12 protein-coding genes are annotated in these 13370 nt (G+C 39.3%); 7 read left to right on the top strand and 5 right to left on the bottom strand.

Annotated features, from left to right (window positions below; all coding sequences use genetic code 11):
- Window positions 1-57 precede the first annotated feature (57 nt).
- Window positions 58-1785, top strand: coding sequence for a septation ring formation regulator EzrA (ezrA, locus tag O3601_RS07940; RefSeq protein ID WP_371472341.1), 1728 nt, complete (start codon window positions 58-60; stop codon window positions 1783-1785).
- A gap of 186 nt (window positions 1786-1971) precedes the next feature.
- Here the strand turns inward: ezrA and O3601_RS07935 are convergent, their stop codons facing one another.
- The 4 genes from O3601_RS07935 to O3601_RS07920 form a co-directional block, all read right to left on the bottom strand.
- Window positions 1972-2271 carry a DUF1827 family protein gene (locus tag O3601_RS07935; protein WP_000767197.1) on the bottom strand — a complete coding sequence of 100 codons (300 nt, stop codon included), beginning with the start codon at window positions 2269-2271 and terminating at the stop codon, window positions 1972-1974.
- Window positions 2272-2329: 58 nt separating this feature from the next.
- Window positions 2330-2782 (bottom strand): NUDIX hydrolase, encoded by a 453-nt coding sequence (locus O3601_RS07930; RefSeq protein WP_371472338.1) that lies wholly within the window; start codon window positions 2780-2782, stop codon window positions 2330-2332.
- Between the two features lie 130 nt (window positions 2783-2912).
- Complete coding sequence (locus O3601_RS07925; RefSeq protein ID WP_371472335.1) at window positions 2913-5171, bottom strand: AAA family ATPase; 2259 nt, start codon at window positions 5169-5171, stop codon at window positions 2913-2915.
- A 227-nt stretch (window positions 5172-5398) separates the two neighbouring features.
- Window positions 5399-5629: a DUF1797 family protein gene (locus O3601_RS07920; protein WP_000443570.1), complete on the bottom strand. Its 231-nt coding sequence runs from the start codon at window positions 5627-5629 to the stop codon at window positions 5399-5401.
- Window positions 5630-5819: 190 nt separating this feature from the next.
- Here O3601_RS07920 and O3601_RS07915 point away from each other — a divergent pair, with 190 nt between their 5' ends.
- From O3601_RS07915 to O3601_RS07900, 4 genes are all read left to right on the top strand, one after another.
- Window positions 5820-6503 (top strand): amino acid ABC transporter permease, encoded by a 684-nt coding sequence (locus tag O3601_RS07915; RefSeq protein WP_172925469.1) that lies wholly within the window; start codon window positions 5820-5822, stop codon window positions 6501-6503.
- The gene (locus O3601_RS07910) at window positions 6503-7237 is read left to right on the top strand and encodes an amino acid ABC transporter ATP-binding protein (RefSeq protein ID WP_371472333.1); all 735 of its coding nucleotides are present in this window, start codon (window positions 6503-6505) and stop codon (window positions 7235-7237) included. Before O3601_RS07915 ends, O3601_RS07910 begins: the two co-directional genes overlap by 1 nt.
- Before the next feature lie 177 nt (window positions 7238-7414).
- The gene (locus O3601_RS07905; protein WP_371472331.1) at window positions 7415-8272 is read left to right on the top strand and encodes a bifunctional methylenetetrahydrofolate dehydrogenase/methenyltetrahydrofolate cyclohydrolase; all 858 of its coding nucleotides are present in this window, start codon (window positions 7415-7417) and stop codon (window positions 8270-8272) included.
- A 138-nt stretch (window positions 8273-8410) separates the two neighbouring features.
- Entirely contained in the window at window positions 8411-9265 is an 855-nt protein-coding gene (locus tag O3601_RS07900) for an NAD(P)H-hydrate dehydratase (RefSeq protein WP_371472329.1), read from the top strand.
- A gap of 147 nt (window positions 9266-9412) precedes the next feature.
- Here O3601_RS07900 and pbp3 read toward each other — a convergent pair whose 3' ends face one another.
- Window positions 9413-10654 carry a D-alanyl-D-alanine carboxypeptidase PBP3 gene (pbp3, locus tag O3601_RS07895; protein WP_371472327.1) on the bottom strand — a complete coding sequence of 414 codons (1242 nt, stop codon included), beginning with the start codon at window positions 10652-10654 and terminating at the stop codon, window positions 9413-9415.
- Between the two features lie 103 nt (window positions 10655-10757).
- Here pbp3 and O3601_RS07890 point away from each other — a divergent pair, with 103 nt between their 5' ends.
- A complete protein-coding gene (locus O3601_RS07890; protein WP_371472324.1) occupies window positions 10758-11867 on the top strand; it encodes an AI-2E family transporter in 1110 nt (369 codons plus the stop codon).
- A 206-nt stretch (window positions 11868-12073) separates the two neighbouring features.
- Window positions 12074-13270 carry an elongation factor Tu gene (gene tuf / locus O3601_RS07885; protein ID WP_001040726.1) on the top strand — a complete coding sequence of 399 codons (1197 nt, stop codon included), beginning with the start codon at window positions 12074-12076 and terminating at the stop codon, window positions 13268-13270.
- Window positions 13271-13370: the final 100 nt, after the last annotated feature.

Raw genomic sequence — 13370 nt, 5'->3', positions numbered from 1 at the left:
GTCTAAAAAATATGATATAATCATTACGATTGTTTCAAGTAAAAAAAGGAGTTTAATATGTCTGCTAGCCTAGTAATTTATCTTGCAATTGCAGTTGCAGTTTTCTTAGTAATTGCCTATGCTATCGCAATCTACGTACGAAAACGCAATGAAAGTAAATTAGCAATTTTAGAAGAGAAAAAAGAAGAGCTGTACAATCTTCCAGTAAACGATGAAGTTGAAGCAGTAAAAAACATGCACTTGATTGGACAAAGTCAAGTGACTTTCCGCGAATGGAATCAAAAATGGGTTGACCTATCTCTTAACTCTTTTGCCGATATCGAAAATAATCTTTTCGAGGCAGAAGGTTACAATAACTCATTCCGTTTTTTCAAAGCGAGTCATCAAATTGATCAAATCGAGAGTCAAATTACCTTGATTGAAGAAGATATTGCGGCAATTCGCAATGCCTTGGCAGATTTGGAGAAACAAGAGTCTAAAAATAGTGGACGTGTTCTTCATACCTTGGACTTGTTTGAAGAGTTGCAACACCGAGTTGCTGATCATTCTGAAGAATATGGCCAAGGTTTATCTGAAATTGAAAAACAATTGGAAAATATCCAATCTGAGTTTTCTCAGTTTGTAACTTTAAATTCGTCAGGTGACCCAGTAGAAGCTGCTGTGATTTTGGATAATGCTGAAAATCATATCTTGGCTTTGACACATATTGTTGATCGTATACCAGTAATTGTAACAACATTATCTAAAGAGCTACCAGATCAACTAGAAGATTTAGAAGATGGTTATCGTAAGCTCTTAGATGCTAATTATCATTTTGCTGAGACAGATATTGAAGCGCGTTTCCAACTGCTTTATGAAGCTCTCAAGAAAAATCATGAGAATATTGCGAAACTAGAATTGGATAATGCAGAGTACGAAAATACTCAAATCCAAGAAGAGATTAATGCACTTTATGATATCTTTACAAGAGAAATCGCGGCACAGAAAGTAGTAGAAGGTTTAGTAGCAACACTTCCTACTTATCTTCAACATATGAAGGAAAATAATGCTTTATTGATAGAAGACATTGAGCGTTTGAGTAAAAGTTATTTACTTTCTGAATCGGATGCTAGTCATGTTCGTCGTTTACAGTCCGAATTAGAAAACTTTGAGACTGCTATTATTGAGGCAACTTCAAATCAAGATGAACCAACTCAAGCATATTCAATTCTTGAAGAAAAACTTGAATCTTTACAGGAAAATCTTAAAGAGATTGAAGATGAACAGATTGCAGTTAGTGAGCGTCTTGCACGAATTGAGAAAGATGATATCAATGCACGTCAAAAGGCAAATGTATATGTTAATCGTCTCCATACAATCAAGAGATATATGGAAAAACGGAACCTACCTGGTATTCCACAAACTTTCTTGAAGTTATTCTTTACAGCAAGTAATAATACGGAAGATTTAATGGCTGAATTAGAACAAAAATTGGTCAATATAGAGTCAGTTAACCGTGTTCTGGAAATTGCAACGAATGATATGGAAGCTTTAGAAACGGAAACTTATAATATTGTACAGTATGCAACCTTGACAGAGCAACTCTTGCAATATTCTAACCGCTATCGCTCATTTGATGAACGTATCCAAGAAGCATTTAACGAAGCTTTAGATATTTTTGAAAAAGAATTTGATTATCACGCTTCATTTGACAAGATTTCTCAAGCATTGGAAGTGGCAGAGCCTGGTGTAACCAACCGCTTTGTTACCTCATATGAGAAAACACGTGAAACGATTCGTTTCTAAAATAATAAAAAAGATTTGATTGTGTGAGAAACAGAATCAAATCTTTTTTATAGTAATATCGTGAGCAAAAGGATTCAAAATGATAAAAACGCATAATAGCAGATTGTAGAAAATCTTGCTACTATGCGTTTTGTTATGGAAAGACTTACTGGATTTTTTCTCAAATCGAGTTTTTACTCAACTCCTTTATTTGATTGGAATCGAAATCCCAATTAATTTTTCTGAGTAGAGGGTTTTGATATTGGCCTCATCAATAGAGTCCTTATCAATTTTACGTTTCAAGAAAAATTCTTGGATGGCTTCGATTTCAGTTTCTCGAATAGCACGGTGTTTGTTTGAGATGAGGATTTCATAGTGAAGCGGAGCTTGGGTAAAAATAACATCAGTATTTCCAGCAGAATAGACCTCAACAAGGGTTGCATCTGTACTTTCTAGCTGACTTTTAACAAGTTGCGAGTGTGAGTTTGTCGTATTGATTAGCTTCATAACATTTCCTCCGATTTTCTAATTCTATTATAGCACTTTTTGAATAAAGTAGCTTGATTTAGTCAATCTTATGCTGTTTTTTCCAAGATTGGATTGCCCATTTATGACTACCACGTTTGAGATTTTCAATAGCCTCGTCAATAGGGAACCAGGCAATATGATTAAAATCCTCTAGTGGTTTTTGAACTTCCTTGAAAGCAGTCGCTTCATAGAGGTAGGCAGGATTGTAGTAGTAGGTGTCACGGTGACGAGAGTAGAAATATTCGTCAGCTTGTCCGTAATAAGTACCAATTTCAGCTGTGAAACCAAGCTCTTCAATCAATTCACGCTTTAGGGCTTCCTGATGATTTTCACCTGATTCAATTTCGCCACCTGGTAAGAACCAAGCACCATTAGGAGCTTGAACTAAGACTATTTGTTTTTGTTCAGCGTCAGGGATAACTGCATACACTCCATAGCGTGCAACATAGTCTGTATTCGCTTTTTTTTCTCCGAAAGTTGGGTTTGCCATTGCATTTTCCTCATTATCTAGTATCTTTATTATTATCATAATAGACAAAGAGCAAGCTGTCAAGAAATTACAGTTATTTTAGTAAAAAAGAAGCAGAAAAATTTCATTTTCTACTCCTTTTCTATAGGATTTATTTTTCTTTTTCAGAAGTTTTAACTTCAGCTTTTTTTGCAGACTTAATTTGAATCTTGCCCTTGCTGGTCATAACTGCCTTGAGGTCTTTTTCGCTTGGATTTTCAAGGTAGTAGTCAGTGATTGCGTCTTCAATATAGTCTTGAATAGTACGACGAAGTGGGCGTGCTCCCATTTTTGGATCATAACCGAGGTCAACCAACTTTTCCTTGACCTTGTCCGTTACATCCAAATGAATGTTATTGCTAGAGAGGCGCTTGTTAACATCTGCTAGCATGAGCTCGACAATCTGAAGGAGGTTATCCTTGCTGAGAGCCTTAAATTCGATAATACCATCAAAACGGTTCATAAACTCTGGGCTAAAGAAGTTACCGAGTTCACCGAGAACAGAATTGGTACGTCCTTCGCGAGCAGCCCCAAAACCAACGCTGGCTTCAGCCTTACCTGTACCTGCATTTGAGGTCATGATAATAATGGCATCCTTGAAGCTGACGGTACGTCCGTGCCCATCTGTCAAACGACCATCGTCCAAGACCTGGAGGAACATGTGCATAACATCTGGATGGGCTTTCTCTACTTCATCCAAGAGAATAAGAGAATATGGATTGCGGCGAACTTTTTCAGTTAACTGACCAGCCTCATCATAGCCAACATAACCTGGAGGGGCACCGACCAACTTAGCTACACTGTGTTTTTCCATATACTCGCTCATATCAAAGCGAATCATGCTGTCAGCAGAACCAAAAAGTTCGATAGCTAGTTGTTTGGAAAGTTCTGTCTTACCGACACCAGTTGGCCCGACAAAGAGGAAGCTTCCAATTGGACGGTTAGGCGTACCGAGACCGACACGATTACGGCGAATAGCTTTTGCAATTTTATCAACTGCATCATCCTGTCCAATAACATGAGACTTGAGATCTTCGGCTAGATGGATGAGTTGAGATTGTTCTTTCTCTTTCAAATCACCAACAGGGATGTTGGTTTTCTGCTCGATAATATGCTCAATAGTTTTTTCACTGATGATAGGAGTATCCTGGTCTGTGACCTTTTTCTTTTGCATTTCTTTATACTTGGCAATCTGGTCGCGGAAGTAGGCAGCCTTTTCAAAATCTTCCTCTCGTGTAGCTTGAGATTTAAGATTTTCAGCCTCAATCAAGCGCTGATCGATTACTTTAGGATCCACAAAATTCAAGGTCAAGTTCATCTTAGAACCAGCTTCATCTAGGAGGTCAATGGCCTTGTCAGGCAAGAAGCGATCTTGGATGTAGCGATTGGAAAGAGTTGCAGCTGCTTCAATCGCAGCATCGGTATATTGAACGTGGTGGTAGTCTTCGTATTTTTTTTGAATCCCTTTGAGGATAGTGATTGTTTCCTCCACCGTTGGTTCATCGACTTTAACAGGCTGCATACGACGTTCTAGGGCCGCATCCTTTTCAATGATACGGTATTCATTGAGGGTAGTGGCACCGACCAGCTGCAGTTCCCCACGAGCAAGGGCTGGTTTGAGGATATTTCCTGCGTCCATATTACCATCACTCGCAGAACCCGCACCAACAATTTCATGGATTTCATCGATAAAGAGGATGATGTCCTCACGCTTGCGAATTTCTTCCATGAGTTTTTGCATGCGTTCTTCAAATTGTCCTCGGATACCCGTTCCTTGAACCAAGCTAACCACATCCAGACGGATGACTTGTTTACCTTGGAGTTTATGTGGAACATCGCCATCGACGATTTTCTGAGCTAGGCCTTCGACAACAGCAGTTTTTCCGACACCAGGTTCACCGATAAGGACAGGATTATTCTTGGTTCTACGATTGAGAATCTCGATGACACGGATAATCTCATCGTCGCGTCCAATAACGGGGTCAATATCTCCACGACGGGCAATTTCAGTCACGTTAATACCAAATTCTTCCAGCAGGCCTTTTTCTTGGCTTGGTGGAGGAGTTTGAGCAGGTCCACGATTTTGGGAACCATAACCGCCGTTACCACCGTAACCTCCACCTGATTGGGTTGGGGGAGTAGGAGGAGTGTTGTTAGAAGGTCTAAAATTGTTTAAGTCATTGAAGAAATCACCAAAAGGATCAAAGTCACGATTGTTCAGATCCGTCATTCCCTTAAAGAGGCTATTGTTAGGATCTGTTTTGATAATCTTGTAGCAGTTTTGACAGAGGTCAATTTGTTTTTGTTTTCCATTGAGATTGGTGTAAAGATGAATTGTTGAGTCGTTAATTTTACAGTTTTGACAAAGCATACATCTACCTCATTTCTTTTTTTAGCCTGACCTGTTTAATGGTCAAAAATAGTCAAATTTCTATACTCTCATTATAACAGGATTGGGGTGTAAAGCAAGTAAAAAGATTGAAGCTTTGAGAAGTTGTTACAATGAAGATCTTTGTGAATTTGGACTAAAAAAATCCTATTTGTGAGACAAAAAGGATTTTGGTTAGACATGCAGGGGCAATCCCAGCTTGTTTTGTATTAGTAAAGGAGTTCGTAAATCTCCATTGCAATCAAGTCAATGCTATCAAACGTATAAGTTTCGCGAGCTTCTACATCACGAAGGGTAAAGATTGATCCGTTTTCTTCGTCGTGGCTGTATGCAACTTCTGCAACAACAACTCCTTCGCGTTCAAAATTACGTTTTAAATTTCCGCCGTCTTTTGCCATTGCTTCAAGGCGGTTGATGATTCTAACCAAATGTGATTCCATTTTGATTCTCCTTCATTTCTTATCGTTACTATTTTACCATAAAGGAGGCCAACTTGACTAGAAAAAACTAAGATTTCTCGCTAATTCTACTAGCTTAAAGTTTTTTTGAATAAATCGGATAAAAGGTTTGAATTTTAATTCAATACATGTTATAATCATACAGTATTCTATTTTAGAAAGCAGTGTGACTATGAATTTTTCTTTTTTACCTAAGTATTTACCTTATTTTAACTATGGGGCTGTCGTGACGGTTCTCATTTCTATCTGTGTTGTCTTTTTGGGAACTATTTTGGGTGTTGTCTTGGCTTTTGGGCAACGTTCAAAGTTTAAACCACTTGTATGGCTGGCCAACTTGTACGTTTGGATTTTCCGTGGGACACCGATGATGGTTCAGATTATGATTGCCTTTGCCCTTATGCACATCAATGCTCCGACTATTCAGGTTGGGATTTTGGGTGTTGATCTTTCTCGTCTGATTCCAGGGATTTTGATTATCTCTATGAACAGTGGTGCCTATGTTTCTGAGACTGTTAGGGCCGGGATTAATGCGGTTCCTAAGGGTCAGCTAGAGGCGGCCTATTCTTTAGGGATTCGTCCTAAAAATGCTATGAGATATGTGATTTTGCCACAAGCAATCAAAAATATTTTGCCAGCATTGGGGAACGAATTTATCACCATTATCAAGGACAGCTCCCTCTTATCAGCTATCGGTGTTATGGAGTTGTGGAACGGAGCTACAACAGTTTCTACAACAACCTATCTACCTTTAACACCACTTTTATTTGCAGCCTTTTACTACTTGATTATGACCTCTATTTTGACCGTAGCCTTGAAAGCTTTTGAAAAACATATGGGACAAGGAGATAAGAAATAATGACAGAAACCTTGATAAAAATTGAAAATTTACATAAATCATTTGGAAAGAATGAAGTATTGAAGGGCATCAACCTCGAGATTAGAAGAGGAGAAGTTGTCGTTATCATCGGTCCTTCGGGGAGCGGGAAATCTACCTTGCTTCGCTCTATGAATTTGTTGGAAGAAGCAAGCAAGGGGAAGGTTATCTTTGAGGGAGTCGATATTACGGACAAGAAGAATGACCTTTTTGCAATGCGTGAGAAGATGGGCATGGTTTTCCAACAATTTAACCTCTTTCCTAATATGACTGTGATGGAAAATATCACCTTGTCACCTATCAAGACCAAAGGTGAGAGCAAGGCAGTGGCTGAGAAGAGAGCCCAAGAGCTTTTGGAAAAAGTTGGTTTACCAGATAAGGCAACTGCTTATCCACAGAGTTTGTCAGGTGGACAGCAACAACGGATTGCCATTGCGCGTGGTTTGGCTATGGAACCTGATGTCTTACTCTTTGACGAGCCAACTTCAGCCCTGGATCCTGAGATGGTTGGAGAAGTTCTAGCTGTTATGCAAGACCTTGCCAAGTCAGGAATGACTATGGTTATCGTAACACATGAGATGGGATTTGCCCGTGAGGTGGCAGATCGTGTTATCTTTATGGCAGACGGTGTGGTTGTTGAAGACGGAACACCGGAACAGATTTTTGAACAAACCCAAGAACAACGGACTAAAGACTTCTTGAGTAAGGTTTTATAAGTTAGCTTTGTTTAGCTATTTGTAGCCAACTTTACATATAAAATATAGATTAATAAAAAGCTCGAACCGAGCTTTTTATTATAGTTTGAAACTATAAGATAGCCTAGGAAAGAAGTGTTAGAGGGGACTGGCAGTTTTTGGTATAATGGAAGATATTTGAAAGAAAAGAGAAGTGATATGACACAGATTATTGATGGGAAGGCTTTAGCAGCTAAATTACAAGGACAGTTGGCTGAAAAGACTGCAAAACTAAAAGAAGAAACAGGTCTAGTGCCTGGTTTGGTGGTGATTTTGGTTGGGGACAATCCAGCCAGCCAAGTCTACGTTCGCAACAAGGAGAGGTCAGCTCTTGCGGCTGGTTTTCGTAGCGAAGTAGTGCGAGTTCCAGAGACCATTACTCAAGAGGAATTGTTAGACTTGATTGCTAAATATAATCGGGATCCAGCTTGGCATGGGATTTTGGTTCAGTTGCCCTTACCAAAACACATTGATGAAGAGGCAGTTTTATTGGCCATTGATCCTGAAAAGGATGTGGATGGTTTTCATCCGTTAAATATGGGACGTCTCTGGTCTGGTCATCCAGTCATGATTCCTTCTACACCTGCAGGAATTATGGAAATGTTTCATGAATATGGGATTGACTTGGAAGGTAAAAATGCGGTCGTCATCGGTCGTTCCAATATCGTTGGAAAACCCATGGCTCAGCTTCTTTTGGCTAAGAATGCTACAGTTACCTTGACTCACTCACGCACCCATAATCTCGCTAAGGTTGCTGCAAAAGCGGATATTCTTGTGGTCGCAATTGGTCGTGCTAAATTTGTGACTCCTGATTTTGTGAAACCAGGTGCGGTAGTCATTGACGTTGGGATGAACCGCGATGAAAATGGTAAGCTCTGTGGGGATGTTGATTATGAGGCGGTTGCCCCACTTGCTAGCCACATCACGCCAGTTCCTGGAGGTGTCGGTCCTATGACCATTACTATGCTGATGGAGCAAACCTATCAGGCAGCACTTCGGACATTGGATAGAAAATAAGAGAAAAATCGCTGAAGAGAGTGTATTTTCTATAGCTATATCTAAAATAGCAGAAATGAATATTAAATTTTAGATATAAGATTACAAAAGGAGGTTTACGCCTCCTTTTTGTTGTATAATAAAGTGAGAGGAAAAAAGATGAAAGTGATTGATCAAGCTCTACTAGAAAAAGTCATTGTTGAACGTTCTCGTACCAGTCATAAAGGAGACTATGGTCGTCTGCTCTTGCTTGGTGGGACTTATCCTTATGGTGGTGCCATCATCATGGCTGCTTTGGCAGCTGTTAAAAGTGGAGCTGGTTTGGTGACCGTTGGAACGGATAGGGAAAATATTCCAGCTCTGCACAGTCATTTACCTGAGGCTATGGCCTTTTCTCTTCAAGACCAGCAGTTGTTAAAAGAGCAATTGGAGAAGGCAGAAGTTGTCTTGCTGGGGCCTGGTTTAGGAGACGATGCTGTTGGAGACAATCTAGTCAAACAGGTCTTTGCTAGCTTAAAAAAGAATCAGATTTTGATTGTAGATGGTGGTGCCCTGACCATTCTTGCTAGAACAAGTTTGTCATTTCCATCTAACCAGCTTATCCTAACTCCCCACCAAAAAGAATGGGAAAAGCTGTCTGGTATTGCTATTGAAAAGCAAAGCAAAGATGCAACGGCTAGTGCCCTAACTTCCTTCCCTCAAGGAACAATTTTGGTAGAGAAAGGTCCAGCTACTAGTATTTGGCAAGCTGGCCAATCTGATTATTACCAGTTACAGGTTGGCGGTCCCTATCAGGCGACTGGGGGAATGGGAGATACTCTGGCTGGAATGATTGCAGGATTTGCAGGCCAATTCCGACAGGCCAGTCTCTACGAGCGTGTAAGCGTAGCGACTCATCTTCATTCAGCCATAGCCCAAGAATTAGCTCAAGAACATTATGTGGTCTTGCCGACGGAAATCAGCTCTTATCTGCCTAAAATAATGAAAAAAATATCTCAAAAAAGACTGGGATAAAATTCAATTTTAGGAGAAAACGAAGTAAATATTACCGCAATAAAACGCATAATATCAAGTTTTTTTAATACCTGATACTATGCGTTTTTGACTTTAAAGACTTTTTGGTCTGTTTCTATTTTGGAGTAATCTTTTGCTCAGTATGTTTTATAATTTCTCGTTGATAAATCGGATAAACTGATTCCACCAAACTTTTAAGAAGAAAGCTTTTTCAACTTTCTTTTCTGCTACCATTTCGAAACTAGGACGTTCTGTGGTAATGTAACCTTGACCAATCAAATCCTTGTCTTCGTAAGTCAAATGGCCAACCACTGTCCCAGCTTCAAGTGGTGCGGGGATTGCTTTAGAATCTGGTGTAAATTGAATAGATTGGGAAGATTGACCCCCAACACGTTCAATTAGATAGATATCCTCTGGGGCCACTACAGTTACCGTATCTTCTTTTCCATCTTGTACAGGGACTTTGCTATCTTGATAGGCATCGCCTTGTTGAACGATTTTGCGAAGTGTGAATGTAGAAGAAATATAATCCATTAGGGAAGATGTAGCTGTAAAGCGAGCGTAGGGATTATTGTCTTGATGATCTGCATTTAAAACAACTGTGATAACCCTCATGCCTTTTTCGACAGTAGTACCAACAAAAGATTCTCCAGCTTTGTCTGTTGTTCCTGTTTTAAGGCCATCAAAACCACCTCGATAAGCAGGCATGCCTTCTAACATGTAGTTGGTAGAAGTGATTGTCATTCCAGCAAAAGTAGAAGAAGGTTTTTTCGTGATTTCCAAGACTTGCGGATATTTTTTGATGAGGTTGCGAGCAACGATAGCGACATCATAAGCACTGAGCTTATTTTCATCATCTTTATTAGATCCTGGGTAAATGTTATCTCCGAGAGTTTCGTTGTTCAGACCAGTTGTATTGACAACGGTGGCATCTTTGATTCCCCATTCCAAGAGTTTTGCTCGCATCATATCAACGAAGTTTTTTTCTGAGCCAGCAATTTTCTCAGCTAGGGCAATAGCGGCGCTGTTGGCACTCGATACCAGTGTTGCTTCAAGTAACTCTTCGACAGTATAATTGCGGGCCTCCATAGGAACATTACTGGCTTCAGAATTCGTTGTTAATTGATAAGGATAATCAGAAATATCTACTGGGGTGGATAGTGTGATACTTCCATTTTCGAGTGCTTCGTAGACCAGGTAAACGGTAAGTAGTTTTGTTATAGAAGCAATTTCGACAGGCTGCGTTGCATCTTTTTCATAGAGAATTTTACCAGTATTGGCCTCAACAGCAATTGCATGTTTTGCAGCAATATTAAAATCTTGAGCAGCAACAGTAGATGCTGAGCCAATCACGGATAGGCTTAAGAGAGTTAAAATGATTTTTTTCATAGTAAGTTTATTCTATCATAAAGAAAAAAATATTCCTAGTTTCATGATAGAAGTAAAGAAGCTTTTTTGAAAGTATGGTAAAATAGATAGATGGAGGTAGCTCATGTTTCGTAAGAATAAATTATTTTTTTGGACCAGTGAGATTTTATTATTGACAATCATCTTTTATTTATGGAGAGAGATGGGGGCGATTATTACGCCTTTTGTAAGTGTAGCGAACACCATAATGATTCCATTTTTATTGGGTGGTTTTTTATATTATTTGACCAATCCTATTGTAAATTTTTTACAAAAGTATTTCAAAATTAATCGTATCATTGGTATTCTACTAACCTTGTGTGCTTTGGTTTGGGGGATTGTCATTGGGGTAGTCTATCTCTTACCGATTTTGGTTAATCAGTTGACCAGCTTGATTGCGACTAGCCAGACTATCTACAGTCGTTTACAAGATTTGATTATGGATTTATCTACTTATCCAGCCTTTCAAAATTTGGATATTCAAGCGACTATTCAACAATTAAATCTATCCTATGTAGATATTTTACAAAATATCCTAAATAGCGTTACCAATAGTGTCGGAAGTGTTCTATCAGCTCTCTTTAGTACCGTTTTGATTATTATTATGACCCCTGTGTTTTTGGTTTATTTTTTGTTAGATGGTAACAAATTTTTGCCGATGCTTGAGCGCACTGTTTTAAAGAGAGATAAGTTGCATATTGCAGGTCTTTTAAAGAATTTGAATGCGACAATTGCTCGCTATATTAGTGGAGTCGCAATTGATGCCATTATTATCGGTTGTTTGGCCTTTATCGGATATAGCGTGATTGGTTTGAAATACGCTTTGGTCTTTGCCATCTTTTCAGGATTGGCCAATCTCATTCCTTATGTGGGACCAAGTATTGGCTTGATTCCGATGATTATTGCCAATGTCTTTACTGATCCTCATAGAATGCTAATTGCAGTTGTTTACATGCTAATCATTCAACAAGTGGATGGAAATATCCTCTACCCTCGAATCGTTGGTGGTGTGATGAAGGTTCATCCAATTACGATTTTAGTATTACTTTTGTTATCAAGCAATATCTATGGGGTCATTGGCATGATTGTTGCAGTACCAACCTATTCTATCTTAAAAGAAATTTCTAAGTTTCTATCACGTTTGTATGAAAATCATAAAACAATGAAAGAACGAGAACGAGAATTAGCTAAGTAAAAGTCAGGAAATTCCTGATTTTTCTTTTTCTTTAAAGAAGTGATAGGAGTAGAAATACCGTTTAGATTAGCAGATTAAGAATAATTCACAAAAACTTTGTAAAACACTTGCAATTTAGCTGAAATTTGATAAAATAGTAAGGAAAGTTAGACTGTATTGCCTACTGTCTATCTATAAAATATATTTTATTGGAGGCTTTTACTCAAATGGCAAAAGAAAAATACGATCGTAGTAAACCACACGTTAACATTGGTACTATCGGACACGTTGACCACGGTAAAACTACCCTAACTGCAGCTATCACAACTGTTTTGGCACGTCGCTTGCCTTCATCAGTTAACCAACCTAAAGACTATGCGTCTATCGATGCTGCTCCAGAAGAACGCGAACGCGGTATCACAATCAACACTGCGCACGTTGAGTACGAAACTGAAAAACGTCACTACGCTCACATCGACGCTCCAGGACACGCGGACTACGTTAAAAACATGATCACTGGTGCTGCTCAAATGGACGGAGCTATCCTTGTAGTAGCTTCAACTGACGGACCAATGCCACAAACTCGTGAGCACATCCTTCTTTCACGTCAGGTTGGTGTTAAACACCTTATCGTCTTCATGAACAAAGTTGACTTGGTTGACGATGAAGAATTGCTTGAATTGGTTGAAATGGAAATCCGTGACCTATTATCAGAATACGACTTCCCAGGTGACGATCTTCCAGTTATCCAAGGTTCAGCTCTTAAAGCCCTTGAAGGTGACACTAAATACGAAGACATCGTTATGGAATTGATGAACACAGTTGATGAGTACATCCCAGAACCAGAACGTGACACTGACAAACCATTGCTTCTTCCAGTCGAAGACGTATTCTCAATCACTGGACGTGGTACAGTTGCTTCAGGACGTATCGACCGTGGTATCGTTAAAGTCAACGACGAAATCGAAATCGTTGGTATCAAAGAAGAAACTCAAAAAGCAGTTGTTACTGGTGTTGAAATGTTCCGTAAACAACTTGACGAAGGTCTTGCCGGAGATAACGTAGGTGTCCTTCTTCGTGGTGTTCAACGTGATGAAATCGAACGTGGACAAGTTATCGCTAAACCAGGTTCAATCAACCCACACACTAAATTCAAAGGTGAAGTTTACATCCTTACTAAAGAAGAAGGTGGACGTCACACTCCATTCTTCAACAACTACCGTCCACAATTCTACTTCCGTACTACTGACGTTACAGGTTCAATCGAACTTCCAGCAGGTACTGAAATGGTAATGCCTGGTGATAACGTGACAATCGACGTTGAGTTGATCCACCCAATCGCCGTAGAACAAGGTACTACATTCTCTATCCGTGAGGGTGGACGTACTGTTGGTTCAGGTATGGTTACAGAAATCGAAGCTTAATTCGATTTAGTTCCCAGAAGAACAATTATTTAAGTCAGACACTAAAAGAATCTTGCTTTGCAAGGTTCTTTTTTCTGATATTGAACTAAAATTGAAGAAT

The sequence above is a fragment of the Streptococcus sp. 20925_1_69 genome (assembly GCF_041432365.1).
In the GTDB taxonomy this organism is placed as follows: Bacteria; Bacillota; Bacilli; order Lactobacillales; family Streptococcaceae; genus Streptococcus.
Note: the sequence above shows the minus strand (reverse complement) of the source record. Positions and strands in the feature narration are given on the sequence as shown.

Excerpts from the sequence above, each read along its gene's own strand:
- O3601_RS07915 (WP_172925469.1), top strand. The coding sequence starts at position 5,820 with ATGAATTTTTCTTTTTTACCTAAGTATTTACCTTATTTTAACTATGGG.
- O3601_RS07900 (WP_371472329.1), top strand. The coding sequence starts at position 8,411 with ATGAAAGTGATTGATCAAGCTCTACTAGAAAAAGTCATTGTTGAACGT.
- O3601_RS07935 (WP_000767197.1), bottom strand. The coding sequence starts at position 2,271 with ATGAAGCTAATCAATACGACAAACTCACACTCGCAACTTGTTAAAAGT.
- O3601_RS07905 (WP_371472331.1), top strand. The coding sequence starts at position 7,415 with ATGACACAGATTATTGATGGGAAGGCTTTAGCAGCTAAATTACAAGGA.
- O3601_RS07890 (WP_371472324.1), top strand. The coding sequence starts at position 10,758 with ATGTTTCGTAAGAATAAATTATTTTTTTGGACCAGTGAGATTTTATTA.
- O3601_RS07930 (WP_371472338.1), bottom strand. The coding sequence starts at position 2,782 with ATGGCAAACCCAACTTTCGGAGAAAAAAAAGCGAATACAGACTATGTT.
- O3601_RS07920 (WP_000443570.1), bottom strand. The coding sequence starts at position 5,629 with ATGGAATCACATTTGGTTAGAATCATCAACCGCCTTGAAGCAATGGCA.
- tuf (WP_001040726.1), top strand. The coding sequence starts at position 12,074 with ATGGCAAAAGAAAAATACGATCGTAGTAAACCACACGTTAACATTGGT.
- O3601_RS07910 (WP_371472333.1), top strand. The coding sequence starts at position 6,503 with ATGACAGAAACCTTGATAAAAATTGAAAATTTACATAAATCATTTGGA.
- pbp3 (WP_371472327.1), bottom strand. The coding sequence starts at position 10,654 with ATGAAAAAAATCATTTTAACTCTCTTAAGCCTATCCGTGATTGGCTCA.
- O3601_RS07925 (WP_371472335.1), bottom strand. The coding sequence starts at position 5,171 with ATGCTTTGTCAAAACTGTAAAATTAACGACTCAACAATTCATCTTTAC.
- ezrA (WP_371472341.1), top strand. The coding sequence starts at position 58 with ATGTCTGCTAGCCTAGTAATTTATCTTGCAATTGCAGTTGCAGTTTTC.